This window comes from Roseovarius sp. SK2 (genome assembly GCF_028807495.1).
Classification (GTDB): Bacteria; Pseudomonadota; Alphaproteobacteria; order Rhodobacterales; family Rhodobacteraceae; genus Roseovarius; species Roseovarius confluentis.
This window is the reverse complement of sequence record NZ_JARAMK010000004.1, coordinates 177,026-202,502: the sequence shown is the minus strand read 5'-3', so window position 1 is coordinate 202,502 and position 25,477 is coordinate 177,026. Positions and strand designations below refer to the sequence as shown.

The window sequence follows — 25,477 nt, the reverse complement described above, 5'->3', positions numbered from 1 at the left end:
AAAGAACGCCTTAAGACAAATTTCGTCGACCTTAGCAGGTCAACCTTGTTTGGCAACTCAACGGCGAACTCGGCTCGCTGTTGGCACTAGACGCTAGCATAAATGCCACGTCGTTTTTTCTGCAATCCTTAGGATATGTTAATGCGCGGAATCTTACAAATCTCTCTGTAGAGCGTTTCGACTGGATACTCCCCGTAGTTTTCCCCAGCTGTGCGCCCGGAATGGGCTTGAATGGCCCCGAGGTATTCTGGAGCAATATCCGCGTTGCGACCCAATGTCTTGAACCTATGCCGCCACGCATGGTTCGGCCGTATACGCTCATCGGTGATGCCAACGTTGTCTCGCACCCAGACCGCAATCTTGTCTCTCGCGTTGTTTGAGCGCCTCACTGCTTCTGCTGTGGTGGAGGCCCCTGAGTGGAAAAGATAGCCGCTCTTCGCGCTTCTGATAAAGTCCAGAAGGCCAATCTCCTGAAGATGTGGGTGGACCGGCACGTCCCGATACATACCTGCTTTAACGCTTCCAGCTTCTGGTGTGATGGTGAGTTGCGGAATTCCATTTATGATGGTCAGGTCTTCTTTACGAAGCTGGGTTATTTCTCCCGCCCTTGCTCCTGTGTAGGCGCATATCCAAGGCACCCAGCGACAAGCGAGTTTGTTGTGGTGTGCCATCTTGGGCGACTGGTCAAAGACCGTGATCGCCGCAGACAAGACGCGTGTCGCCTCCTCTTCAGTGAAGCCAGACGACCGCGATTTGATCTTCTTGGGAACCTTGATTGTGACGTCTTTTGTCGGGTCGCTTTCTATAAGGAATTTGGAGCGAGCCAGTTGGAAAACTGACTTCACCGCTGCAAGGTATTTCGCTCCAACCGTTTTGGCTGCCAGCCCCTTTTCATGCCGCAGATAGTCCGTCCATTCGGAAATTTCTCGCGGAGAGATGCGTTCAACATCCTCATGACCCAGATACTTCTTGAGGACTTCCAACTTCTGGGCGAAATCCTTGACAGTATTCTCAGTTTTTCCGTTGGCGAGGTGATCTTTCTTCCACCTATCGAAGAGGTCTGAAAGCGTCGGCCCCGAAGCTGACTGCGAGGATCTCTTTTTCGGTGCCCATTCTGGGAACCGGTTGGCGTTCGGGTCGGCTGAGAAATCTCCCCGTGATCGTTTGTGCAGTTGTTCGGTGGCTTGTTCCCATGCGCGCTGGGTTTCTGTGATCAAGCGCTTCCGCGATGTCTGATCAACGGCAATGCCCTCTTCGAACAAGATCTCGTCCACGCTCTCACCATACCACAGTTCCAACGCGCTCTCGTCGCTCGCCGCCTGCTTGTTCAATCGGGCAACGTGTTCCCAGATCGCCGTTTCACCGGGTTCTTCATCCAAGTTTGCCATAAGGCGCTGATAGACTCGTCCTGACAGGCTGACGATTTGTTTGAGTGAGAGTGGTTCTGGTTTGGCCCGCAGGGCAGCCCAGCGGCATTGAATGGCCGCATACTCAATAGCAAAGCGTTCCTTGGCCTCGGCAGGGTCACGCGTTCGCAACGATTTCGACACCTCTTTTCGTCCGAAGGAGGCCGCTAGATCAGTCGGAACGCGCACGCGGATGTAGTAGATTCCGCTCTCTGGGTCTTTTACAGGACGGGGCATAATCAGGGTCACTGTGTAGGACTCCTGTGTAGGAGTCGACAAGCGCAAGGCGCTGATTTTGCGCAAGTATTTGTGTTTGTTGGTGTTTTCATGGTGCTGCTGGGGAGGATTGAACTCCCGACCTCACCCTTACCAAGGGTGCGCTCTACCACTGAGCTACAGCAGCGCCGGTTCGTGGCGGGGTGATTAGACCGTTCCGTGCATTCGTGCAAGCGTAATCTAGACGGTTTTTAGCGACTGCTGTAGACAGGCGCCATGAGCACGAACCCCCCGCCCAAATCAGGCGCCAAATCCCAGCAAAGTCGCGAGGACCGGCTGAAGGCTGCGCTGAAAGCGAACCTGGCCCGCCGAAAGGCACAGGCGCGCGGCAAGGCGTCGGGACAGGAGGGGCCGGAGGCAGGCCAGGACAAGAAAAAGGGCGGATAAAACGACATGGATTCGATACTCGTGACGGGCAATGGCCCTCTTCAGGGGCAAATCCCGATTGCCGGGGCAAAGAACGCGTGCCTGACGCTGATGCCGGCAACGCTGCTGAGCGAGGAGCCCCTGACGCTGACCAACGCGCCGCGCCTGTCGGACATCAAGACGATGACCGCGCTTTTGCAATCGCTGGGCGCGGAGGTGACGACGCTTCAGGACGGCCAGGTTCTGGCGATGTCGAGCCATGATCTGGACAGCCACGTGGCCGATTACGACATCGTGCGCAAGATGCGCGCTTCGATCCTCGTGCTGGGGCCGATGCTGGCGCGGGACGGCCACGCGGTGGTGTCGCTGCCGGGCGGATGCGCCATTGGGGCACGGCCTGTGGATTTGCACCTTAAGGCGCTTGAGGCGATGGGCGCGGAGCTCGAGCTGAAAGAAGGATACGTGCATGCGAAGGCGCCCGGTGGCCTTGAAGGCGGTGTCGTGGACTTTCCGCTGGTGTCGGTCGGGGCGACGGAAAACGCGCTGATGGCGGCCACTCTGGCCAAGGGCAGCACGGTATTGAAGAATGCGGCGCGCGAGCCCGAGATCGTCGACCTTGCGCAATGCCTGCGCAAGATGGGCGCGCAAATCGAGGGCGAGGGTACGAGCGAGATCACCATCCAGGGGGTAGACCGCCTCCACGGGGCGACCCATCCGGTGGTGACCGACCGGATCGAGTTGGGCACGTTCATGCTGGCACCTGCGATTTGCGGCGGCGAGGTGGAATGCCTGGGCGGGCGGATCGACCTTGTCGAGGCATTTTGCGAAAGGCTGGACGCCGCCGGTGTCTCCGTTGAAGAGACCGACGTGGGCCTCAAGGTCGCGCGGAAAAATGGCCGGGTGCGCGCCGTCGACGTGGTGACCGAGCCGTTTCCGGGCTTCCCGACCGATCTTCAGGCGCAGATGATGGCGCTGATGTGCACCGCCGAGGGCACCAGCGTTCTGGAAGAAAAGATTTTCGAGAATCGTTTCATGCACGCGCCCGAACTGATGCGGATGGGCGCGAAGATAGACGTTCATGGCGGCACAGCCACAGTGACCGGCGTGGAGCGTCTGAAAGGCGCGCCGGTCATGGCGACTGATCTGCGGGCGAGCGTCTCACTGATCCTGGCGGGACTGGCGGCCGAGGGCGAGACGCTGGTCAACCGGGTCTATCACTTGGACCGCGGCTATGAGCGGGTCGAGGAAAAGCTGGGCAATGTCGGCGCACGGATAGAGCGGGTGCAAGGCGAATGACCGAAGATGCACGTTTCGAAGACGGGCGCGAGGCGCCGCTGAACCTGGGGGCCTTCGATGCCGAAGATCTCGACGTGGTGTCGAGTCTGGTACAGGACGCGGTCTTTACCCTGCAAGACATGGCGTGGCGTCCCCGCGAGCGCCGGCTGGCGCTGTTGATCAACCGGTTTCGCTGGGAAGACGGCGCGCGGGCGCGGCACGGGGCCGAGCGGGTGCGCACGCTTCTGGTAATTGACAATGTCGAAGGCGTCTCCAGCCAAGGGCTGGACCGCGACGACCCTGATGTGATCCTGTCGGTGCTCTCCGTGCGGTTCGAACCCGACAGTGCCGAGGACGTTGCAGGCTACGTGACGCTGACGCTGGCGGGTGACGGAGCCTTGCGGGCACGGATCGAGGCGCTGGAAGTCACGCTGCGGGATGTCACGCGCCCCTATCGTTCACCGTCCGGCAAGGCGCCGGACCACGACGCCTGACGCGGCATTGCCGCAAACGGGACCGACGGGCATGAATGTTGTGCGTTTCGTCCTTGTCGCCATACCGCTTGGCGTCGTTCTCTTTTACTTCGTCATGCAATCGCTGACTGTTGGAAACGCCGAATCTGTGTCTTGTTGTCGCCAATGGCGGATTGAGCAAGCTGAACCGGGTCGAACTGAGCCGGATCGAGCCCGACCTGCATGGCCGTTGGCTGACCGCACAGTTCGCGGCCTTGGCGACGGGGCGGGGTATGCCGGAGACCTTCGAGAAACCTTCGGAAGAAGACTGGCATATCTTCCTGAAAGGCTGGCGCGAGGCGGACGGCGAGACGACTCCGGCCATGCAAGCCTATCTGCGGTCGAATGAAGAGGATCCCGGCCTCTACTGCGAAGGGGCCATCGGGTTCGTCCGGCGAGTGATTGCGGACACCACACCTTCGGGCTTGCGTATTTTGGCCGATTACACGGCCAGCCTTGCGCTATAGGGGCGCCGTTTTGAAAAGCGAAGGCACTTGAGGCGCGGCAGGCGTCGGTCTAAGTCTGCGCGGCAATAGGAGAATGCCCATGCCGGTGCGACTGACCACCAAGGATGACGATTTCGAGGCGCGGTTCGCTGCGCTGTTGAGCGCCAAGCGCGAAGACAGCCCTGACGTGGACGAGACCGTTTCCAGCATCATCGCGGATGTCCGGGCGCGTGGCGATGCGGCGCTGCTCGAACTGACGGCGAAGTTCGATAGGCTGGACCTGACCCCGGACAGGTTGCGGTTCACGGCGGAAGAGGTTGCCGCGCTGGTCGCAGACGTGCCGCCGGACGAGATGGCGGCGCTGGAACTGGCGGCTGCGCGCATCCGGTCCTATCACGAACGTCAGTTGCCCGAGGATGCATCGTGGCAGGATGAATGCGGCGCGACGCTGGGCTGGCGCTGGTCGGCGGTCAGCGCGGCGGGGCTTTACGTACCGGGCGGGCTGGCGTCCTACCCGTCTTCGGTTCTGATGAACGCGATTCCTGCCAAGGTGGCGGGGGTGGAGCGGCTTGCCATTGTGGTGCCGACGCCGGACGGTGTGGCCAATCCCGCCGTCCTGGCTGCCGCACAGATCGCCGGTGTCGACGAGATCTACCGAGTGGGCGGTGCGCAGGCGATTGCGGCGCTGGCCTATGGCACCGAAACCATCGCACCTGTCGACAAGATTACGGGACCGGGCAACGCCTATGTCGCTGCGGCCAAGCGGCGGGTTTTCGGCAGGGTTGGCATCGACATGATCGCCGGGCCCTCGGAGATCCTTGTGATCGCGGATCGCGACAACGAGCCGGACTGGATCGCGCTCGACATGCTGAGCCAGGCGGAACACGACGAAAGCGCGCAGGCTTTGCTGATTACCGACAACCCGGCGTTCGCCGACGCGGTGGAAGCGGCCATAGAGATGCGGCTGGAAACGCTGGAACGCCGTGCCATCGCCGGGGCAAGCTGGCGCGATTTCGGCGCGGTGATCGTGGTCGCGGACATGGACGAGGCAGCGCGTCTCGCCGACCGGATCGCGCCTGAACATCTGGAGTTATGCGTGGCCGAGGCGGAACGGCTGGCCGACAAGATCACGCATGCAGGCGCGATGTTCCTGGGCGCGTGGACACCCGAGGCGATTGGCGACTACGTTGGCGGGCCCAATCACGTGCTGCCCACGGCACGCTCGGCACGGTTTTCCAGCGGCCTCAACGTTCTGGATTTCATGAAGAAAACCACGATGGCGCGTATCACACCCGGCGCGCTGAAGGCGATCGGACCGGCGGCGGAGACACTGGCGCAGTCCGAAAGCCTGGAGGCACATGGGCTAAGCGTGCGGGCGCGACTGGACAAGCTGAACGAAGGCTAGGTGGCGCGCGCTTCGGGCCTTTCGGCCCGCCTCGCGGGTCACAGCGTCGCAAAAACGCCACCTCAGGACGTTCGGCTGCATTGCCCGCTAACGATTGCTGGGGTAGGCAGGAACAAGACTGCCGAAGAGAACACCCATGAGCCATATCTGTCATATCGAGTTGGATGATGCCAACCTGCCCCCGCCCACGCCCGAGATCGAGCAGGAGCGGAAAGTGGCCATGTTCGACCTGATTGAGGAGAACTCTTTCAGCCTGCCGATCCGGGATGACCGGGTTGCGCCCGACGGGCCTTATCGCGTCGGGCTGTCGATCCGCGAGAAGCGATTGGTGTTCGACATCCGCACCGAGGATGACGCGCCAGCGGCGGAATTTCACCTTTCATTGTCGCCATTTAGACAAGTGGTCAAGGATTACTGGGCGATCTGTGAAAGCTATTTCGACGCGGTTAAGAACATGCCGCCGAGCCAGATCGAGACCATCGACATGGCTCGCCGGGGCATTCACAACGAAGGTGCCCGGGTGCTGGAAGAGCGGCTGGAAGGCAAGGCGAAGGTCGACAACGATACCGCGCGGCGTCTGTTCACGCTGATCTGCGTGCTGCACTTCGGGAGCTGACCCAGATGGTCGAGGAGCTTCCTCAGTCCGTTCTGTTTTGCTGCGACCATAATTCCGCGCGCTCGCCCATGGCCGAGGGCATCATGAAAAAGCTCTATGGAACCGATACTTATGTCCAGTCCGCCGGGGTCAAGGGTGATATGGACATCGACGGGTTCTCGATCGCGGTCTGCGACGAGATCGGAGTCGAGCTTGCCCGGCACCGGACCCGAAGCTTTGACGAGATGGAACAGTGGGGCGACGACCTGTCCTCGTTCGATCTGGTTGTGGCGTTGAGTCCGGCGAGCCAGCGCAAAGCTCTTGATCTGACACGGGTTTTTCATCTCGACGTGGTCTATTGGCCGATCCTGGACCCGACCGGACTGGGCGAATCGCGAGAGGCGAAATTGAACGCTTACCGCCAGACCCGGGACCAGATAGTGGAACATCTCAAACGACGGTGGGGCGACCCCAAGGATATGAAATGACTGCGAAAAACGTGATCGAGGCTTACTTTCAGGCGTTCAACAACGGTGACGTGGATGGTATGCTGGAATGCCTGAGCGAGGATGTGGCGCACCACGTCAATGAAGGGCAGGTGCGGACAGGCAAGGCGGCCTTTGCCGCGTTCTGTGAGCACATGAACCGATGCTACCGTGAACACCTTGATAACATGGTGATTTTCGAGGCCGAAGACGGCACGCGGGGCGCGGCGGAATTCGTGGTGAACGGCACCTACCTCGCCACCGACGAAGGGCTGCCGGAGGCGCACGGGCAGACCTACAAGCTGCCGGCGGGGTCGTTTTTCTCTTTGGAAAACAACAAGATCACGCGGGTCGTGACGTATTACAACCTTGCCGACTGGACCAAACAGGTCAGCGCCTGATGCGGGTGGAGCGGCTGACCGGCGAAAACCTGTTGGCTGCGCTGGATGACGTGGCGCAGCTACGGATTACGGTTTTTCGTGACTTTCCATACCTTTACGATGGCGACGTCGCCTATGAGAGGGCGTACCTTGAGCCTTACCGGCAGAGCGAGGACGCAATCGTGGTGGCGGCGTTCGACGGGGAACGTCTTGTCGGGGCCTCGACGGGGACGCCTATGGAGGATCATGCCGAGGATTTCGCAGCAGCTTTTTCTGGGCAAGACATTGATATGAAAGATATCTTTTATTGTGCCGAGAGTGTTCTGCTGCCCGCGTACCGGGGGCGCGGGCTGGGCCACGCGTTCTTTGACGCGCGGGAGGCCCATGCGCGGGCTCTGGGGCACCGCTATGTTGCCTTTTGCGGTGTGGTGCGACCCAAGGATCATCCTTTGCGGCCAGAGACTTACCAACCATTGGACGGATTCTGGCGCAAGCGGGGATATGCGCCGGTCGAAGGGGCCGTCGCGACCTATCGCTGGAAGGATATCGACCAGCCGGAAGAGACCGACCACCCGTTGCAATTCTGGATGCGGCGACTCGAAGGTTGACGCCAGCCGAATGTTCAAACCCGCGTCGGTATCCGGGTGGTACGGCGTCGGTGCGATTGTCCGCCGGCACGGGTTAACGCATTGCGCGGTCCGTGTTGCCGCAAAACCCGGCCGGAACACGGCAAACGCGGCAAGGTCCCGGGGCAGGCCCGGGACGAGGCGTCCCATTGTTGCGCGAAGCCCACGGTGCGGAAATTCGGATCTTTCCCGATAGTCCAGTGCGGGGCTTTCGGTGTACCAGTTCAGGGCCGGGGGGCGATGGGATTTGGACGGATAGACATGATGCGCCGCCTTGCAGCGTTTTTGACCTTTTTTGCGGTTCTTTTGACCGGCCATGCCGCAGAGGCAGGCCCGCGCGAGCGTATCGGCTTTGGCTGGCTGACAACCAATGACATCGGTGGTGATTTTCACGACCGCTGGCAGACCGGATCGCTGACGACCAGCCGGGTCTGGGGGCCGGGCTGGAGCGGGCGTTTGCCGCAAGGCTTCGGCGAAGTGCTGGAGCTGCGTCTGGGCGGGCGCATCGTCTCGCCGCAGAACCTCACCAATCCTGCGGCCGGTGACCGGCCCTTTGCCGGGGTTCTTTCGGTCGGGCTGCACACGCATTTCGCACGGGGACCGATGGATTTCGCCGTGGGCGTCGATGTGAACGTGACCGGGCCGCAGACCGGGCTGGACGATTTCCAGCGCAACCTGCACGACGTGCTGGGCGGGCGAAATATTTCGGACCGCGTGCGCCGCAACCAGGTCAGCGACGACGTGAACCCGGAACTGGTGATGGAGACCGGCCGTGCCTTTGACATGGGAGGCAATGCCGAAATCCGGCCGTTTGTCGAGGGGCGCTGGGGGTTCGAGACGCTGGCGCGGGTGGGGTTCGACCTGACGATTGGCCAGCGCGGTCGTGACGGATTGCTGGTGCGGGACCCGGTGACGGGGCAGCGCTACGTTGCCGTGCAGGGCGTCGAGGCGCCGGGTGCGAGCTTTGTCTTCGGGGCCGACGTGGCCTATGTGGACAGCAGCGTGCTGTTGAATCGCGACCGGGGCATTCAGCTGACCGATGCGCGGACGCGGGTCCGCGGCGGGGTCAACTGGCAGGGCAAAGGCGGCAGCACGATCTTCTACGGGCTGACTTGGCTGGGCGAGGAATTCGAGGCCCAGGAGGAAAGCCAGCTTGTGGGATCGCTGCGACTGCGCCTGAGATTTTGAACGTAACCCTTTGTTAACACTTTGCAGGCTGATTCGTTTTTGCTAGCGTGCCGCTACAAAAAGACAAAAAAAGACTAAAGAAGGCAGGCATACAGGCAATGGGAACGACCTTTCGGGGCGCGTTCGTCATCTCCTGGTCGCAGACGGAAGTGGACGGTTTGGAAGCCGCTCCTGTCCAGTCTCTTAACGTGGGGGCCGCATGGTCCTGGCGCGGGGATCTGGTGCGGGTGGACGGACCCAATGAAGTACTGCGCCTTGAGCGGACGGAAAGGGACGCAATGAGCCGCAAATGCGCGGCAAAGCTGGTGCGGCGGCTGGTGACGGCGGCACGCACGGGCACGACGAAACTGGACGAAGTCGAGGTGCACGAGCCGCTGATGGACTCTGGGTTCGTGGTAACCAACGGGGTCCGAAGCTACACCATCACCGTGATCGATGTGGGGCATGGCGCACCGCCTCTGGTGATGTTCCTGGACGAGATTCCGCCAAGGAATACCGAGATGTGGATCGTGCACCAGTCGCTGGGCGCGCATCGCAGCCAGACGACCGACGTGGAAAGCGGCGGGGTGATCTGTTTCACCCCCGGCACGCGGATCGAGACACCGGACGGGCCGCGGCTGGTCGAGGAACTGCGCGAAGGTGACTACGTGCAGACCAAGGACAACGGCGCGGAGGAGATCCAGTGGATCGGCAGCCGCCGGATGAGCGGCGCGCGCCTGTTCGCGATGCCGCATCTGCGGCCGGTGCGCATTCGCGCCGGGGCGCTGGGCGTCGAGCGGCCGGACGAGGAACTGCTGGTCAGTCCCGAGCATCGGATGCTGGTGCAGGGCGAGATCGCGCAGGCGCTTTACAACACGCCCGAGGTGCTGGTGTCGGCCAAGGACCTTGTGAACGGGCGCAACATCGCCATCGACCTCGCGGTGCGTGAGGTGACCTATGTGCACCTGCTGTTGCCGCGGCATCAGGTGTTGTGGGCCAACGGGGTGGAGACCGAGAGCTTTCATCCCGCGTCCGCGTCGCTTCAGGCACTGGACGGCGAGGACCGCAAGCGGCTGTTGGAGTACAATCCGACGCTGGAGTTCGAGCCGCAAACCTACGGTGGCTTCGCGCGGCGCAACCTGAGCGCGTCTGAGGCGGCGATCCTTCAGCACGAGGCGGCCTGAGCCGCCCGGACAGATTGTCACGGCCTCGCCGCCGCGCGGGCGCCGTGACACATGCACCTGATTTTATGGTGCGATAACGCACGATTATAACCGACAATTTCGGTCGTTTTTCCTTGCGCTTTCGTCGCTGGGATGCAGTTTAGGTCGGAATTTACGAAACTGTTACGCCAAGGAGTTCGCGTGTCCCTCTTCTTTATCGTAGCACTTCCGTTCTTCGGCGCCCTTCTGCCGGGCTTGATGAATTCGGCGGGCCGGTCGTCCTGTGCGGGCGTCACGTTCACTGTTTCGCTGGCCGCGTTCATCGGGCTTTTGACCAACCTTCCGACGGTTCTGGCCGGTGGAACGGTGATGGCGCAGATCGATTGGATGCCGGCGCTGGGGCTGAACTTTACGCTGATGCTGGACGGGCTGGGCTTTTTCTTCGCCTTTCTGATCCTTGGCATCGGGATGCTGATCATCGCCTATGGCCGGCAATACCTGAGCCGCGAAGACCATATGGGCGAGTTTTTCACCTATCTGCTGCTGTTCCAGGGCGCGATGGTGGGGATCGTTCTGAGCGATAACATCCTGCTTTTGCTGGTTTTCTGGGAGCTGACCTCGCTGTCGTCCTTCCTGCTGATCGGCTATTGGAAGCACCTGCCCGAGGGCCGGCAAGGCGCTCGGATGGCGCTGGCCGTGACCGGCATGGGCGGGCTGGCGATGATCGGTGGGATGCTGATCCTGGGCCAGATCGTGGGCAGTTATGACCTGAGCGTGATTTTGCAAAACCGCGAGATGATCCAGGCCGACCCGATGTATGTGCCGGCGCTGATCCTGATCCTGCTGGGGTGCTTTACCAAGTCGGCGCAGTTCCCGTTCCATTTCTGGCTGCCGCACGCGATGGCCGCGCCGACGCCGGTCAGCGCCTACCTGCACTCGGCCACCATGGTGAAGGCGGGCATCTTCCTGATGGCGCGGATGTGGCCCGTGCTGTCGGGCACGCCCGAGTGGTTCGTGATCGTCACAACGGCAGGGCTGATCACGATGGTGCTGGGCGCGGTCATTGCGCTGTTCAAGCACGACCTGAAGGCGCTGCTGGCGTTCTCGACGGTCAGCCACCTTGGCCTGATCACGATGCTGCTGGGCACGGGCACGGCGTTTGGCGCGATGGCGGCGGTGTTTCACATCCTGAACCACGCGACGTTCAAGGCGGCGCTGTTCATGTCCGCCGGGATCATCGACCACGAGGCGCATACGCGGGATATCCGTCTGCTCGGTGGGTTGCGGAAGCTGATGCCGGTGACGTTCGTCATCGCCACGCTGGCGGCGCTGTCGATGGCGGGGATACCGTTCCTCAATGGCTTCTTGTCGAAGGAGATGATGCTGGAGGAGGCCAACCACACGGTGCTGTTCGACACGTGGTGGTTCGTGCCGGCGCTGGCCGTCATCGGCTCGCTTTTTTCGGCCGCGTATTGCTTCCGCTTCATTTCGCACACGTTCCTGGGCCCGGTGCGCGACGATTACCCGGCCAAGCCGCATGACCCGCCGGCGGGCATGTGGCTGCCGCCCGCGATCCTGGTGGTGCTGGTGGTGGTGATCGGGGCCGCACCCTTCCTGGTGCAGGATTTCGTGTTCCTTGTGGCCAAGGCCGTGATTGGCGGGGTCGAGCCGCTGGAAGTGAAATACATCAAGATCTGGCACGGGCTGGTGCCGGCGCTTTACATGTCGATCGCCGCCGTGGTGGGCGGGTTGATCGTGCTGCTGCTGTTCAAGCCGCTGCTGAAGCTGTGGGACGCGGCGCCACGCCCCGAGGCCAAGGTGATCTTCGAGTGGATCGTCGAGACGGCGGCGGCGGGGGCGCGGGCGCTGATCCATCCGATCCACAACGGATCTTTCACGCGCTATGCCGCCGTGGGGTCGGCGGCAATCATCGTGGCGGGATACTATGCCTGGGCGACGGGCACGGTGGCCGAAGCCACGCGGGCGATGCAGGCGCCGAGTGCCGTGGCAATAGCCGGGTGGCTGATGCTGGTGGCCGCCACGGGCGCGCTGGTGATCTTGCATCGCAATCGTTTCTTCTCGCTTATCCTGATCGGGATCGTGGGGCTGATGGTGTCTGTGGGCTTCATCTTCTTCAGCGCGCCGGACCTTGCGATGACGCAGTTCACCGTCGAGGTGGTGACGATCATCCTGTTGCTTCTGGCGCTGAATTTCCTGCCCAAGACGACGCCCGTGGAAAGCAGCCTGCTACGCCGGGTGCGCGATGCGGGCATGGGGATCGTCGGCGGGTTGGCGACCTTTGCGCTATCCTATCACTATCTTCTGCGCGATGCGGTCAGCAGCCCGATTTCCGAGTATCACCTGGCCAATTCCTATAAAGGGGGCGGCGGCACCAACGTGGTGAACGTGATCCTTGTCGATTTCCGGGGCTTTGACACCTATGGCGAGATCATCGTGCTGGGGATCGCCGCGCTGCTGATCTATGCGCTGACCGAGACGCTGCTGAACAGCAATGTGCGGGCGCGGCTGCTGAACCGCAAACCGGACCAGCCGCGGGCGGGGGACATGCATCCGATGATGATGGTGGTCCTGACCCGTGTGATCATGCCGGTGGTGTTGATGGTCGGCTTCTACATCTTCCTGCGCGGCCATAACGAGCCGGGTGGCGGGTTCATCGCCGGGCTGGTCGTGTCGATCGCCGTGGTGATGCAGTACATGGCAAGCGGCTTTGCCTGGACCTCGCAGCGGTTGCGATACCCATATCACGGGGTGATCGGCGCGGGCGTGCTGATCGCCGGGCTGACCGGCATCGGCTCGTGGTTCGTGGGCAAGCCATTCCTGACCTCGGATTTCACCTATGTGCGCATTCCGCCGTTCGAGAAATTCGAGCTGGCGACGGCGGCGCTGTTCGACCTGGGTGTGTTCCTGGCGGTCGTGGGCGCGGTGATGCTGTCGCTGGAGAGCTTCTCGCGGCTGGCGCGGCGGGCGCATACGCCGGATACCGAGCATCCGATGGATATTGACCCGTCGAGGGATGATCCGCCGAAAACGGTGGGCGCGAGCGGGGGGCCTGTCTGATGGAGTTTCTTGTTGCATCTGCCATCGGCGTCATGACCGCGGGCGGGCTTTACCTTGTGCTGCGGCTGCGGACATTCCCGGTGATCCTTGGGATCTCGCTGCTGACCTATGCTGTGAACGTGTTCCTGTTCGCCTCGGGGCGGCTGACCGTCGGGGCGCCGCCGGTGTTGGTGGACGGGGTCCAGACCTATACCGACCCGCTGCCGCAGGCGCTGGTGCTGACGGCCATCGTGATCTCGTTCGGGATGACGGCTGTGGTGGTGATGATCGCGCTGGGGTCGTTCCTTGGTGCGGATGACGATCACGTGGACGACCAGCCGGAAGAAGACGAAAACGACGCGCAGGCGGAGGGCCAGCAATGACCCATTGGATTATCGCGCCCGTCGTGCTGCCGGCGCTGCTGGCGCCGTTCATCGTGCTGGCCGCACGGTTTCATTTCGGCATCCAGCGGGCGTTCTCGGTCGCGGGTGTCGTAGCACTGATCGCCATTTCGGCCAGCCTGGCCTGGTCCGTGTCGGATGGCGACGTGATGCTGTACCAGCTGAGCGACTGGGCCGCGCCGTTCGGGATCGTTTTGGTGGGCGACAGGCTGTCGACGATGATGGTACTGCTGACGTCCGTTCTGGCGCTGTTCGTGCTGCTGTATGCCATCGGGTCGAGATGGGACGAGCGGGGGTGGCATTTCCACGCCCTGTTCCAGTTCCAGCTGATGGGCATCATGGGGGCGTTCCTGACGGACGACCTTTTCAACCTGTTCGTGTTCTTCGAGGTGCTGCTGATCGCCTCCTATGGCCTGATGATCCATGGGGGCGGCAATGAGCGGCTTCGCGCGGGGGTGCAGTATGTTCTGTATAACCTGATCGGCTCGACGCTGTTCTTGTTCGCGCTGGGCTCGATCTATGCCGAGACCGGGACGCTGAACATGGCGGACCTAGCCGAGCGGGTGACGCAGATCGGCGCGGAGGAGACGGTGGGTATCCGGGTGGCTGCCGTGCTGCTCTTGTTGGTCTTTGCGATCAAGGCGGCGCTGGTGCCGCTGCATTTCTGGCTGCCGTCGAGCTATGCCGAGGCACCGGCCCCCGTGGCGGCGCTGTTTGCGATCATGACCAAGGTGGGGGCCTATGCCATCATCCGGGTCTACACGATGATCTTTCCGCCCGACCTGGAGGCGACGGCGGGGCTGCACGTGGTGTGGCTGATGCCTGCCGCGCTGATCTCGCTGGCGATAGGTATGATCGGCGTGCTGGCCGCCAAGACGCTGGACCGGCTGGTGGCCTTTTCGATCATCGGGTCGATGGGCATGGTGATGGTGGCGATTGCGCTCTTTACCGAGGACGGGATCGCGGCGGCGCTTTACTATATCGTGCATTCGACGCTGGCGGGCGCGATCCTGTTCCTGATCACCGACCTTGCAAGGGCGGGGCGGGACAACCTGACCCTGACGGCGCAGCCGCCGGTGTCGGGCGCGGCGCTGACCGCGGGGATGTTTTTCGTGGGCGCGATTGCCATGGCGGGCCTGCCGCCGCTGTCGGGCTTCCTGGGCAAGCTGTTGGTGCTGGATGCCGCCTATGACAGTGCGCAGATGCCGTGGATCTGGGCGGTGGTGCTGGTGTCCAGCCTGATCAGCGTCGTGGGGTTTGCACGTGCTGGCAGCAATGTGTTCTGGAAGGCGCGCAGCATCGCGCGGCCCGAGGGGGCGCCCGTGGTGGCCGCCCCGTCCGCACTGAGCTATGTCGCTGTTGGCGGGCTGATCGCGCTGTTGATCGCGCACACGGTCTTTGCCGGTCAGGTGCATGGCTATACCAAGGCGATCTCGGCGCAGCTGTTCGCGCCCGAGCCGCTCAAGTCGACGGTTCTGGAGACGCCGGGCAAGCTGGGCCGGCCCGAGGACAAGGCCAAGGGTGGCTATGGCGATGACGACCATGGCGACGACGGTTATGGCGACGACGCGGCCCATGGCGAGAGCGATGAGGGCCATGGCGCGGACGAACAAGAGAGCGGGGGGCACTGACATGACACGCGCGTTCTACTGGGTGTTCCCGCATCCGTTTCTGACCCTGCTGCTGACGCTGGTCTGGGTCCTTTTGCAGAACGGATTTTCCGCCGGCATGGCGGTGTTCGGGCTGATCCTGGGCATCATCATCCCGTGGATGACGTCGATCTGGTGGCCGGATACGCCCAAGGGTTTCAACCTGTTCCGCATGTTCACCTATGGCCTGATCGTGATCTACGATATCATCATCGCCAACCTGCAGGTGGCGTGGATCGTGCTGACGGTGCCGAATTCCAAGCTGAAACCGGCGTGGATCGTGGTGCCACTGGACCTGGTGAAGCCCGAGGCGATCACCATCCTGGCGGGCACGATCACCCTGACGCCCGGCACGGTGTCGTCGGACCTGTCGGACGAGGGGCACAGCCTGCTGGTGCATGTGCTGCACACCGATGACCCGGACTCGGTGCGCGACGAGATCAAGACCCGCTACGAGGCCCGGCTGGAGGAGATTTTCGCATGAGTTCGCCATCTGACATCATGGATATTGCCATCGTCATCTCTTTCGTGGCGCTGGCGCTGGGGCAGCTTTTGTCGATGGTGCGCCTTGTCATTGGGCCGACACCGGGCGACCGGATCCTTGCGCTGGACACGATGGTGATCAACGCGCTGGGGCTGGTGGTGATGGTGGGCATCTTCCAGGGCGTGCAGGTCTATTTCGAGGTCACGCTGCTGATCGCGATGCTGGGTTTCGTGTCCACGGTTGCGCTGGCGCGGTTCATCCTGAGGGGGGACATCATCGAATGACTGCCATGGATATCGGATATCTTTCTGTCGCGTTCTGCCTGCTGGTGGGATCGGGATTCGTGTTGGTCGGTGTGTTCGGCCTGCTGAAGTTCAACGATCCGATGACGCGCCTGCACGCGCCCACGAAGGTGGGCACGTTGGGGATCGGGATGTTCCTGCTGGCGTCGATGATCCACTCGTTCCTGGTCGGCGACAGGTCTTATCACGAGCCGCTGATCATGGCGTTCCTGTTCGTCACGGCACCCATTTCGGCGCATTTCATCGCCAAGGTGAACATCCACAAACGGGCCTGCGAGACACCGCCCAGCCCGCCGCGTGACGACACATGGTCGACGCTGACGGATCCGGACGTCGAAAAAGAGGCCGAGGCGGACGCGGCAAAGGCGCGGGAGTAGGGCGCGGCCTGCGAGGTGGGCGGCGCGTGGGTTTTCACCCACCCTACGTGAACTTCCGCTGAAAGTTAGCTTATTGGCTTAGTTTTATTGACACGGTCTTGGTGATCCGGTTACTTAGGCATATGGCTAAGTTTGATTCGAAGCTGGACCTGTGTTTTTCCGCGCTGGGCGATCCGACGCGGCGGGTGATCCTTGAGCGGCTGGTCCGCGGCCCGGCGAGTGTCAGCGAACTGGCCGCGCCGCATGACATGGCGCTGCCGTCCTTCATGGGCCATCTGAGAAAGCTGGAGGAGGCCGGGCTGGTCACCTCCGACAAGCAGGGCCGGACACGGACGTTTGCCCTTGCCCCGGACGCGTTCGCCCCGGTCGATGACTGGCTGAGCGAGCAGCGGCGGATCTGGGAGGGCCGGCTGGACCGGCTGGACGATTATGTTGCAACCCTGATGAGGGACCGAAAGACATGAACCTGAACCCCGAGACCGACTTGAGCTTTACCCGAACCCTGAACGCGCCGCGCGCGCTGATCTGGGAGTGCTGGACCACGCCGGAGCACATCAAGAACTTCTTCGTGCCCAAGCCGCACAGCATCGAAAGCTGCGAGATCGACCTGCGCGTGGGCGGGCGGTTCAACACAGTGATGAACGTGGAGGGACACCTGATGGACAACAAGGGGGTGTACCTGGAGGTGGTCGAGATGGAACGGCTGGTCTTTACTGACACTTATACCGAGGGCTGGGTGCCCGTGCCGGACCCGTTCATGACGGCGATCCTGGATCTGGAAGACGACGGGAATGGCGGCACGATCTATACCGCGACGGCGCGGCACCGGTCGCCCGAGGCGAAGAAAACCCACGAGGACATGGGGTTCTTCGATGGCTGGGGCACGGTGGCCACGCAGCTGGAAGAGTATGCGCAGAGCTTGAAGTAGGACGTGAGGGCGCGTGGGTTTTCACCCACCTTACTCCTGCGCTGCGGGAAACTTGCGGGTTGGGCGAAGCGACGTGTTGACTCCACCACGAACCCTTATATAAGCGCGGCTTCATTGGTGTTGGTGGCCCCCGCAAGGGGATGCCTGTCGCCGTGGCAAAATCCACGGAGAGGACAACGCCCTTCGAAACCTTAAACGAAGGAGATCAGTCGATGACAAAGAGAACGGCTGCCAAATACAAGATCGACCGCCGGATGGGCGAAAACATCTGGGGGCGTCCGAAATCCCCGGTCAACCGCCGCGAATACGGCCCCGGCCAGCACGGCCAGCGCCGCAAGGCGAAGATTTCCGACTTCGGCCTGCAGCTGCGCGCCAAGCAGAAGCTGAAGGGTTATTACGGTGACCTGACCGAGAAGCAATTCCGCCGCATCTTCCGCGAGGCCGAGCGTCTGAAAGGCGACACCGGCGAGCTGCTGATCGGCCTGCTGGAGCGTCGGCTGGACGCGGTCGTCTACCGCGCCAAGTTCGTGCCGACCATCTTTGCCGCGCGTCAGTTCGTGAACCACCGTCACGTCCGCGTGAATGGTCAATTGGTGAACATCCCGTCCTACCGTGTTAAGGAAGGCGACGTGATCGAGGTTCGCGACCGTTCCAAGCAGATGGCCGCTATCCTGGAAGCCACGCAGCTGCCCGAGCGCGACGTGCCGGACTATATCGACGTGGACAATTCCAAGCTGACCGCGACTTTCGTGCGGACACCCAGCCTGGGCGACGTGCCGTACCCGGTGATGATGGAACCGAACCTGGTCATCGAATTCTACGCGCAGAACTAAGTTTTTAGGTCTGCCGCACCTGATCCGGAAGGCCGCGCCGCTGGGCGCGGCCTTTTGCATTTGTAAGTGGAGGAGACGCAGAGCATGGCACAGGACTTTCCAAAGTACGGGCGCATCGACGGGACCATCGTGATGATCGGCTTCGGGTCGATCGCGAAGGGAACGTGGCCGCTGATCGAGCGGCATTTCGACTATGACGCGGACAAGTTCGTGGTAATCGAGCCGAACGCGGCCAATCACGAGGCTTTGCGCGAGCTTGGGCTGCGTTTTGTCCCCGAGGCGGTGACGGCGGAGAATTATCGCGAATTGCTGGGCGGGCTGATCGAGCCGGGCAAGGGGTTCGTGGTGAACCTGAGCGTGGATACCTCGTCGCTCGACCTGATGAAGTTCTGCCGCGAGCAGGGCGTTCTGTATATCGACACGGTGGTGGAGCCGTGGGCGGGCTATTACTTCGACACGCAGGACAATGCGGCGCGTACGAATTATGCCTTGCGGCAGGCGGTGCGGGACGAGAAGGCGGCCAATCCGGGCGGGACCACGGCGGTGAGCTGTTGCGGGGCCAACCCCGGGATGGTCAGCTGGTTCGTGAAAGAAGCGTTGCTGACGCTGGCGAAGGACACCGGCAAGGACGCGGAGGCGCCGAAGGACCGTGAAGGCTGGGCCAAGCTTATGCAGGGGCTGGGCGTCAAGGGCGTGCATATTGCCGAGCGTGACACGCAGGCGCGCGCCGAGCCACGGCCGCGGGGGCATTTCGTCAACACCTGGTCGGTCGAGGGGTTCATCGCCGAAGGGTTCCAGCCCGCCGAGCTGGGCTGGGGCACGCATGAGACGTGGTTCCCGGAGAACGGGCACAGTCATGACACGGGGTGCCGCGCCGGCATCTGGCTGGAACGGCCCGGGGCGATTACGCGTGTGCACACGTGGTGCCCGACGCCGGGGCCCCAATTCGGCTTTCTGGTGACCCATAACGAGGCGATTTCGATTTCCGATTTCTACACCGTGGGCGCGCCGGAGGACCCCGAGTTCCGGCCCACGTGCCACTATGCCTATCACCCTTGTGACGATGCGGTGCTGTCGCTGCACGAGATGTTCGGGGCGGGGCGGCAGCAGACGACGCACGAGATTCTGGACGTGGACGAGATCGTGACCGGCATCGACGAGCTGGGCGTGCTGCTCTATGGGCATGAGAAGAACGCGATGTGGTATGGCTCGCGCCTGTCGAACGAGGAAACCAAGGACCTCGCGCCTTATCAGAACGCCACTGGCCTTCAGGTGACGAGTGCCGTTCTGGCGGGCATGGTCTGGGCGCTGGAGAACCCCGAGGCGGGCATCGTGGAGACCGATGAGATGGACCACGCCCGGTGCCTCGAGGTGCAGCGGCCGTATCTGGGCCCGGTGGAGGCGCATTACACCGACTGGACACCGTTGCAGGACCGGTGGGAGCATTTCCCCGAGGATATCGACGAGAGCGATCCATGGCTTTTCCGGAACGTGCTTGCGTCGTGAGGGGCGGGCTTTGCCACTGATTCCGCGCCGGGGTGCGGAACGTGGACGTCTACGCTGGTATTTCAATGCACGCGGCGTGGTCTTCGCGCCGCATCTGGTGCGATTTGACTTGGTGGGGCTGGTCAGGGCGCGCGCGTCTCGGTAATGCGGAACATGACCATCCGTTCAGGGCCGCTGCGGCCCCTGGGCGGTGTGCCGCTGCCCCGTGAGGAATGACATCACATGACCAATATCACTGCCCAGCCCGGAATACTGGACATCGCCCCTTACGTGGGCGGGTCGAGCCATGTGGAGGGGGTAAGCAACGTGGTCAAGCTGAGCTCGAACGAGAACCCGTTCGGGCCGAGCGAGGCGGCGAAGGACGCGTTTCGCAAGGCGGCGTATGATCTGCACCGCTATCCGTCGACCGACCATGCCAGCCTGCGGGGTGCGATTGCCGACGTGCACGGGCTGGATGCCGACCGCATCGTCTGTGGCGTGGGCAGTGACGAGATCCTGTCGCTGCTGTGCCAGTGCTATGCCGGGCCGGGCGATGAGGTCATTCATACCGAGCATGGCTTTGCCATCTACAAGATCGCGGCGTTGTCCAATGGCGCGACGCCGGTCGAGGTGCCCGAGCGCGAGCGGGTGACGGATGTGGATGCGATTCTGACCGCGGTGACCGAGCGCACGCGGCTGGTGTTCATCGCCAACCCCAACAATCCGACCGGCACGATGATAGGCGACGGCGAGATCGCCCGGCTGGCCGAGGGGCTGCCGGAGCACGTGCTGCTGGTGCTGGATGGCGCCTATGCGGAGTATGTCGAGGGGTTCGACGGTGGCGCGGGGCTGGTCGATGCGCGCGAAAACGTGGTGATGACGCGGACCTTTTCCAAGATCTACGGGCTGGGCGGGCTGCGCGTGGGGTGGGGGTATGGTCCGGCACATGTGGTGGATGTTCTGAACCGGGTGCGCGGGCCGTTCAACCTGAGCCAGTCGGCGCTGGTCGCCGCCGAGGCCGCGGTGCGCGACCAGGCCTGGGTCGACAAATGCCGCGCGGACAATGCGCGGATGCGGGCGTGGCTGGCAGAGGCGCTGGCCGGGCATGGCGTCCCGTCGGACACGTCCCTGGCGAATTTCGTTCTCGCCCGCTTTGCCGATCAGGAGCAGGCCGAGGCCTGTGACGAGTACCTGAAATCCGAGGGTCTGATCGTGCGCCGGGTGGCAGGCTATAACCTGCCGCATTGCCTGCGGATCACCGTTGGTGACGAGGCCAGCTCGCGCCGGGTGGCCCATGCGGTAGGGCAGTTCATGGGAGACGCGGAATGAGCGTGATCTATGACCGGGTTGCGCTGATCGGGCTGGGGCTGATCGCGTCGTCGATGTTCTGGGCGATGAAGCGCGCGGGTCTGGCGGGCGAGGTCACGGGATATGCCCGGTCGCAGGAGACCCGCGATGTGGCACGCGAGATCGGGCTGTGCGACCGGGTCTGTGATAGCGCTGCCGAGGCCGTGGAGGGTGCGGACTTGGTGGTGCTGTGCGTGCCGGTGGGCGTGATGGGCGCGGTGGCCGAAGAGATAGCGCCGGCGCTGAAGCCGGGCGCCACCGTCAGCGACGTCGGCTCGGTCAAGAAGGCGGTGATCGAGGCGGTTGGTCCGCATTTGCCGCAAGGCGTGCATTTCGTACCGGCCCACCCGATGGCCGGGACCGAACATTCGGGGCCACGCTCGGGCTTTGCCGAGCTTTTCGAGAACAAGTACACCCTGATCGTGCCGGTGGAGGGCAGCGACCGCGCGGCGGTGGAGCGGCTGGAGGCTTTGTGGCAGGCGATGGGCGCAAGGACCGACGAGATGGATGCCGACCATCACGACCTTGTCTGCGCCGTGACCAGCCATACGCCGCACCTCATTGCCTATACGATGGTCGGCGTGGCCGACGACCTGCGCCGGGTGACCGACAGCGAGGTCATCAAGTATTCCGCCGCGGGGTTCCGCGACTTCACCCGGATTGCCGCCAGCGACCCCACCATGTGGCGCGACGTGTTCCTGACCAACAAGGAGGCGACGCTGGAAGTGCTGGGGCGTTTCACCGAGGAGCTGTTCGCGTTGCAACGGGCGATCCGCACCGGGGACGGTGATCTGCTGTATGATTATTTCACGCGGACGCGCAGCATCCGGCGTGGTATCATCGAGGCCGGGCAAGATACGGATGCGCCGGATTTCGGGCGCGTGAAAAAGGGTTGAGCAGGATGCGCTTGGCGTGGATTTTTCCAGTTTTTCTGGCAAGTTGTTCGTTTGGCGGCGGCAAGGGGGATGACCCCGAACTGGTCACGCGGGGGGCTGTCTGCGGCGACCCGTCGATACAGGGCGTGGTGGTGGGCGATGTGCCCGGAAACGGGGCCTGCGGGATCGCCAATGCGGTCGAGGTGGATGCTGTCGGCGGGGTTCTGCTGAGCCAGCCCGCGACGATGAACTGCAAGACAGCGCGGACGCTGAACGCCTGGGTGAAGAACGACATGAAGCCGATTGTCGGCAATACCGGCGGCGGCGTCAGAAGCCTGAAGGTCGCGGCGCATTACGTGTGCCGGACGCGCAATCACAAGCGCGGCGCGCGGCTGTCGGAACATTCCAAGGGCAACGCGATCGACATCTCGGCCTTTCTGTTGCGTGATGGCACGGATATCTCGGTTCTGAACGACTGGGGCACGGGCAAGCGCGGCAAGATCTTGCGGCAGTTGCATGGCTCGGCCTGCGGGCCGTTCGGCACGGTTCTGGGGCCGGGATCAGACGGGTATCACCGCGATCACTTCCATTTCGACACGGCAGATTACCGGAGCGGGTCCTACTGTCGATAGGGCGTATCAAATCTTTTGCAAAAAGATTTGCCAAAAGATTTCTGAAATCTTTTGGCCTCTAGCGCAGGCGCAGCACTGGCGCGGGGCCGAGGGGCACCGGGCCCAATAGGACGCGGCCATCGCGCAGACCCAGCGGAATGTCGAGCGTCTTGGGGTTGCCGGCCATTTGCGACACCAGCGCGAGGCCGTCTTCGAGCGTGCCGGCAAAGCCCTGTGGCAGCGCGCCGCTGTCCACGGCGAGGCGCAGGATGTCGCGCCAGTTGCGCGCCTTGACGGTGATTTCGCCCGTGGGAATGCCGGCGGCGTCGACCGTGACCTCGCCCGCGGCCTGCAATTCCAGCCGGCCCCAGCGGGCTTCGGCCAGCTTGAGCTCGATGCGGCGGGGCTGGGGGCGGGCGTCCTCGATCGCCGAGAGGTCCCAGGGCTTGTCGAACGCCACGGTCATGTCTATCGACAGCGCCTCGAGCGAGTCGGGCAGGGTGTCGCCGGGATCGACCTTGACACGCCAGTCGAGCGCAGGGGTAAACCCGTCGGCGTTGAGGCCCAGGCGATAGCTGCTGTCGGCGGCGGTCGAGCGTTCGGCGGCGAGCGTCAGGCTGTCGGCGGTGGTCGGCTGGACGGTGGTGTCAGGCTGAATGGCGAGATTTTCGGCGGTCAGGGTCAGGCGATCCAGCGGCAGGCCCGGCGCGGCGCGGGTAACAAGGCTGGCGCGCATGTCCGTGCTGGTCACGTCGTACTTGGCCCGGGGCGTCGCGACCAGCTGATGATCGGGCCAGACGGCGATGATGTGGTTGGGCTTGTAGCTGAGCGCGAAGAGTTGGAAGAACGGTGCCTCCCACGCAAGGCCGGTGTCGGGGTCGGCGAGGCTGACATCGGTGAAGGTGGTGTCGAAGCGGTTGGGGAAGCCGCGGGTCGTGAGGTCGGAATACTCGGCCACCCAGCCATCGGCGCGACGGCCCTCGAACCACGCCTCGAACGCCTTGGTCGCGCCGGTGGAGCCGACGGCCCAGTAGACGGACCATGCCAGGGCCGCCACCACGATCAGGATCAACATGCCGCGCATCTGCCTATCAGCCTTCTTCCGAGCCCTTGCCGAGTGGTATTTAAAGTGATTAGGGGGCAGGGGAAAGCGCAAGGAGCGGAAAAATGACGATGTGGGTTTTCGGCTATGGGTCGCTGGTGTGGAACCCCGGCTTCACGCCGGTGCAGCGCGTGCTGGCCGCCTTGCCGGGCTATCATCGCAGCTTCTGCATGCGCTCGATCCACCACCGCGGCACCGAGGAGAACCCCGGCCTTGTGCTGGCGCTGGACGAAAGCCCGGATGCGCTGTGCCGGGGTGTGGCGCTGGCGGTGCACGAGGACGAAGAGGACAAGGTGCTGGCCTATCTGCGCGAGCGGGAACTGGTGTCGGCGGCCTATCTTGAGAAAGAGCTGGACATCATGCTGCGCGACGGGCGGCAGGTGCGGGCGCTGACCTATGTCATCGACGCCGATCACGTGCAGTATTGCGGCGGGCTGGACCTGGAGGAACAGGCCCGGATCATCGCGCGCGCGCATGGCGGGCGGGGGCCGAACCACGAGTATCTTTTCCAGACCGTCGCGCATCTGGAGGAGCTGGGCATCGTTGATCCCGAACTGGACTGGCTGGTGCGGCGGGTGAAGGGGATCGGGGTCTGAGCAAACCTGCGGCGAAGGTGCGGCAAACGCTTTAAAACCTTGGCTTCAAAGTGGTTAACGCGTAGGGTGTCGCCAAACAATAACCGCGCCGGGAGCCGTCCAGATGGACCAGCCGGACCGTGAGGTCGAGCCCAACTTTTCACACCCCGTGAGGCAGATCACGCTGATGCTGATCGTGCTGGCCCTGACGGGGCTTGGCGCGTTCTTCGCGCTGCCGCGGGTATTGCCGGTGTTCCAGGCCAACCCGTACCTGAACGGGTTCATCCTGTTCGTCTTTGTGATCGGGGTGGTGGCCTGTTTCTGGCAGATGTACCAGCTGATCGGTTCGGTGCGCTGGATCGAGGGGTTTGTCCAAGAACGGGAAACACCCCAGGATATCAAGGCGCCGCTGCTGCTGGCACCCCTGGCGACCCTGCTGAAGCAGCGCGGCAAGCGGATGAAGATCGCGTCGGGCTCGGCGCGGTCGATCCTCGACTCGGTGGCACAGCGGATCGACGAGGCACGGGAGATCACGCGCTACATCACCAGCATGTTGATTTTCCTCGGTCTTTTGGGGACGTTCTATGGCCTGGCCACGACGGTGCCGGCGGTGGTGGACACGATCCGCAGCTTGGCCCCGCAGGACGGCGAGGAAGGCGTGGACGTGTTCAACCGCCTGATGACCGGGCTGGAATCGCAGTTGGGCGGCATGGGCGTGGCCTTTGCCAGTTCGCTCCTGGGCCTTGCCGGGTCGCTGGTGGTGGGCCTTCTGGAGCTCTTCGCGGGGCACGGGCAGAACCGGTTTTACCGCGAGTTGGAAGAGTGGATGTCGACGATCACGCGGGTCGGTCTTGCGTCGGGTGACGGCGAGGGCGGCAGCGAGGCGGGCGTGATGGCCAGCGTCGTCGACCACATGGGCGAGCAGATGGAGAGCCTGCAGCTGATGCTGACGCAATCCGACGTAAGCCGCGCGATGGTGGACGAAAAGCTGGGGCTTCTGGCGGATTCGATGGAGAAGCTGACCGCGCGTCTGACCGATAGCGCGCCCCTGCATGACGCGTTGTCGCGGGTGGCGGACGGGCAGGAAGAGCTGATCCGGCAGATGGCGAGCCACGAGGGCGAGAGCGGTGGGATCGACGCGGAAAGCCGGATGCGGCTGCGGTCGATCGACGTGCAGATGTTGCGCATCCTGGAGGAAATCAGCGCCGGGCGGCAGGAAAGCATGAGCGAGTTGCGCACCGACCTGAATTCGCTGTCGCGGGCGATCGGGCAGTTGGCGTCGAGCCATGGGCGAAGCGATGCGGCGCCACGGGCACTGCGCCGCACCGAGCGGGAGCAGGGGAGCTAGG

28 protein-coding genes and 1 tRNA gene are annotated in these 25,477 nt (G+C 63.1%); 26 read left to right on the top strand and 3 right to left on the bottom strand.

What is annotated here, in order from left to right; translation table 11 throughout:
• Window positions 1-128: 128 nt before the first annotated feature.
• Window positions 129-1,655, bottom strand: a complete 1,527-nt coding sequence (locus tag PVV74_RS10255; protein WP_274593090.1) for a DUF6538 domain-containing protein — start codon at window positions 1,653-1,655, stop codon at window positions 129-131.
• A gap of 79 nt (window positions 1,656-1,734) precedes the next feature.
• A tRNA-Thr gene (locus PVV74_RS10250) sits at window positions 1,735-1,809 on the bottom strand.
• An 89-nt stretch (window positions 1,810-1,898) separates the two neighbouring features.
• Here PVV74_RS10250 and PVV74_RS10245 point away from each other — a divergent pair.
• The 24 genes from PVV74_RS10245 to PVV74_RS10130 all read left to right on the top strand — a co-directional run bounded on the left by PVV74_RS10245 (window position 1,899) and on the right by PVV74_RS10130 (window position 22,472).
• Window positions 1,899-2,069 (top strand): hypothetical protein, encoded by a 171-nt coding sequence (locus PVV74_RS10245; RefSeq protein WP_170067192.1) that lies wholly within the window; start codon window positions 1,899-1,901, stop codon window positions 2,067-2,069.
• Between the two features lie 6 nt (window positions 2,070-2,075).
• Window positions 2,076-3,344 (top strand): UDP-N-acetylglucosamine 1-carboxyvinyltransferase, encoded by a 1,269-nt coding sequence (gene murA / locus PVV74_RS10240; RefSeq protein WP_274593089.1) that lies wholly within the window; start codon window positions 2,076-2,078, stop codon window positions 3,342-3,344.
• Window positions 3,341-3,817, top strand: coding sequence for a DUF2948 family protein (locus tag PVV74_RS10235; protein ID WP_274593088.1), 477 nt, complete (start codon window positions 3,341-3,343; stop codon window positions 3,815-3,817). The genes murA and PVV74_RS10235 overlap by 4 nt, the downstream gene beginning before the upstream one ends.
• 152 nt (window positions 3,818-3,969) lie before the next feature.
• A complete protein-coding gene (locus PVV74_RS10230) occupies window positions 3,970-4,302 on the top strand; it encodes a hypothetical protein (RefSeq protein WP_274593087.1) in 333 nt (110 codons plus the stop codon).
• A gap of 79 nt (window positions 4,303-4,381) precedes the next feature.
• On the top strand, window positions 4,382-5,686 hold the full coding sequence (gene hisD, locus PVV74_RS10225; RefSeq protein ID WP_274593086.1) for a histidinol dehydrogenase: 1,305 nt from the start codon (window positions 4,382-4,384) through the stop codon (window positions 5,684-5,686).
• A 136-nt stretch (window positions 5,687-5,822) separates the two neighbouring features.
• Window positions 5,823-6,302 carry a UPF0262 family protein gene (locus tag PVV74_RS10220; protein WP_103763241.1) on the top strand — a complete coding sequence of 160 codons (480 nt, stop codon included), beginning with the start codon at window positions 5,823-5,825 and terminating at the stop codon, window positions 6,300-6,302.
• 5 nt (window positions 6,303-6,307) lie between these two features.
• Window positions 6,308-6,769 (top strand): arsenate-mycothiol transferase ArsC, encoded by a 462-nt coding sequence (locus PVV74_RS10215; RefSeq protein WP_103763242.1) that lies wholly within the window; start codon window positions 6,308-6,310, stop codon window positions 6,767-6,769.
• A complete protein-coding gene (locus tag PVV74_RS10210) occupies window positions 6,766-7,167 on the top strand; it encodes a ketosteroid isomerase-related protein (protein WP_274593085.1) in 402 nt (133 codons plus the stop codon). The genes PVV74_RS10215 and PVV74_RS10210 overlap by 4 nt, the downstream gene beginning before the upstream one ends.
• The gene (locus tag PVV74_RS10205; RefSeq protein WP_274593084.1) at window positions 7,167-7,754 is read left to right on the top strand and encodes a GNAT family N-acetyltransferase; all 588 of its coding nucleotides are present in this window, start codon (window positions 7,167-7,169) and stop codon (window positions 7,752-7,754) included. The genes PVV74_RS10210 and PVV74_RS10205 overlap by 1 nt, the downstream gene beginning before the upstream one ends.
• Window positions 7,755-8,036: 282 nt before the next feature.
• Complete coding sequence (locus PVV74_RS10200) at window positions 8,037-8,960, top strand: lipid A-modifier LpxR family protein (RefSeq protein WP_338020421.1); 924 nt, start codon at window positions 8,037-8,039, stop codon at window positions 8,958-8,960.
• A 98-nt stretch (window positions 8,961-9,058) separates the two neighbouring features.
• A complete protein-coding gene (locus tag PVV74_RS10195) occupies window positions 9,059-10,123 on the top strand; it encodes a Hint domain-containing protein (protein WP_274593082.1) in 1,065 nt (354 codons plus the stop codon).
• Between the two features lie 180 nt (window positions 10,124-10,303).
• Window positions 10,304-13,180: a monovalent cation/H+ antiporter subunit A gene (locus PVV74_RS10190; RefSeq protein WP_103763246.1), complete on the top strand. Its 2,877-nt coding sequence runs from the start codon at window positions 10,304-10,306 to the stop codon at window positions 13,178-13,180.
• The gene (locus PVV74_RS10185) at window positions 13,180-13,542 is read left to right on the top strand and encodes a Na+/H+ antiporter subunit C (RefSeq protein WP_103763247.1); all 363 of its coding nucleotides are present in this window, start codon (window positions 13,180-13,182) and stop codon (window positions 13,540-13,542) included. The genes PVV74_RS10190 and PVV74_RS10185 overlap by 1 nt, the downstream gene beginning before the upstream one ends.
• Entirely contained in the window at window positions 13,539-15,191 is a 1,653-nt protein-coding gene (locus PVV74_RS10180) for a monovalent cation/H+ antiporter subunit D (protein ID WP_274593081.1), read from the top strand. The genes PVV74_RS10185 and PVV74_RS10180 overlap by 4 nt, the downstream gene beginning before the upstream one ends.
• A gap of 1 nt (window position 15,192) precedes the next feature.
• Window positions 15,193-15,693 carry a Na+/H+ antiporter subunit E gene (locus tag PVV74_RS10175; protein ID WP_274593080.1) on the top strand — a complete coding sequence of 167 codons (501 nt, stop codon included), beginning with the start codon at window positions 15,193-15,195 and terminating at the stop codon, window positions 15,691-15,693.
• The gene (locus tag PVV74_RS10170) at window positions 15,690-15,977 is read left to right on the top strand and encodes a K+/H+ antiporter subunit F (protein WP_103763250.1); all 288 of its coding nucleotides are present in this window, start codon (window positions 15,690-15,692) and stop codon (window positions 15,975-15,977) included. The genes PVV74_RS10175 and PVV74_RS10170 overlap by 4 nt, the downstream gene beginning before the upstream one ends.
• Complete coding sequence (mnhG, locus tag PVV74_RS10165; protein ID WP_103763251.1) at window positions 15,974-16,372, top strand: monovalent cation/H(+) antiporter subunit G; 399 nt, start codon at window positions 15,974-15,976, stop codon at window positions 16,370-16,372. Before PVV74_RS10170 ends, mnhG begins: the two co-directional genes overlap by 4 nt.
• A gap of 122 nt (window positions 16,373-16,494) precedes the next feature.
• Entirely contained in the window at window positions 16,495-16,836 is a 342-nt protein-coding gene (locus PVV74_RS10160; RefSeq protein ID WP_274593079.1) for an ArsR/SmtB family transcription factor, read from the top strand.
• A complete protein-coding gene (locus PVV74_RS10155) occupies window positions 16,833-17,300 on the top strand; it encodes an SRPBCC family protein (RefSeq protein ID WP_274593078.1) in 468 nt (155 codons plus the stop codon). The genes PVV74_RS10160 and PVV74_RS10155 overlap by 4 nt, the downstream gene beginning before the upstream one ends.
• A 212-nt stretch (window positions 17,301-17,512) precedes the next feature.
• Complete coding sequence (gene rpsD / locus PVV74_RS10150; RefSeq protein ID WP_103763254.1) at window positions 17,513-18,133, top strand: 30S ribosomal protein S4; 621 nt, start codon at window positions 17,513-17,515, stop codon at window positions 18,131-18,133.
• Window positions 18,134-18,217: 84 nt separating this feature from the next.
• On the top strand, window positions 18,218-19,639 hold the full coding sequence (locus PVV74_RS10145) for a homospermidine synthase (protein WP_274593077.1): 1,422 nt from the start codon (window positions 18,218-18,220) through the stop codon (window positions 19,637-19,639).
• Window positions 19,640-19,861: 222 nt separating this feature from the next.
• On the top strand, window positions 19,862-20,947 hold the full coding sequence (hisC, locus tag PVV74_RS10140) for a histidinol-phosphate transaminase (protein WP_274593076.1): 1,086 nt from the start codon (window positions 19,862-19,864) through the stop codon (window positions 20,945-20,947).
• Window positions 20,944-21,861, top strand: coding sequence for a prephenate/arogenate dehydrogenase family protein (locus PVV74_RS10135; protein WP_274593075.1), 918 nt, complete (start codon window positions 20,944-20,946; stop codon window positions 21,859-21,861). The genes hisC and PVV74_RS10135 overlap by 4 nt, the downstream gene beginning before the upstream one ends.
• A 5-nt stretch (window positions 21,862-21,866) precedes the next feature.
• On the top strand, window positions 21,867-22,472 hold the full coding sequence (locus PVV74_RS10130) for an extensin-like domain-containing protein (RefSeq protein WP_274593074.1): 606 nt from the start codon (window positions 21,867-21,869) through the stop codon (window positions 22,470-22,472).
• Between the two features lie 58 nt (window positions 22,473-22,530).
• Here the strand turns inward: PVV74_RS10130 and PVV74_RS10125 are convergent, their stop codons facing one another.
• Window positions 22,531-23,535 (bottom strand): DUF2125 domain-containing protein, encoded by a 1,005-nt coding sequence (locus tag PVV74_RS10125; RefSeq protein WP_245890475.1) that lies wholly within the window; start codon window positions 23,533-23,535, stop codon window positions 22,531-22,533.
• Window positions 23,536-23,618: 83 nt separating this feature from the next.
• Between PVV74_RS10125 and PVV74_RS10120 the strand changes: the two genes are divergently transcribed.
• The gene (locus PVV74_RS10120; protein WP_170067193.1) at window positions 23,619-24,149 is read left to right on the top strand and encodes a gamma-glutamylcyclotransferase; all 531 of its coding nucleotides are present in this window, start codon (window positions 23,619-23,621) and stop codon (window positions 24,147-24,149) included.
• Between the two features lie 103 nt (window positions 24,150-24,252).
• The gene (locus PVV74_RS10115; protein ID WP_245890476.1) at window positions 24,253-25,476 is read left to right on the top strand and encodes a biopolymer transporter ExbB; all 1,224 of its coding nucleotides are present in this window, start codon (window positions 24,253-24,255) and stop codon (window positions 25,474-25,476) included.
• Window position 25,477: the final 1 nt, after the last annotated feature.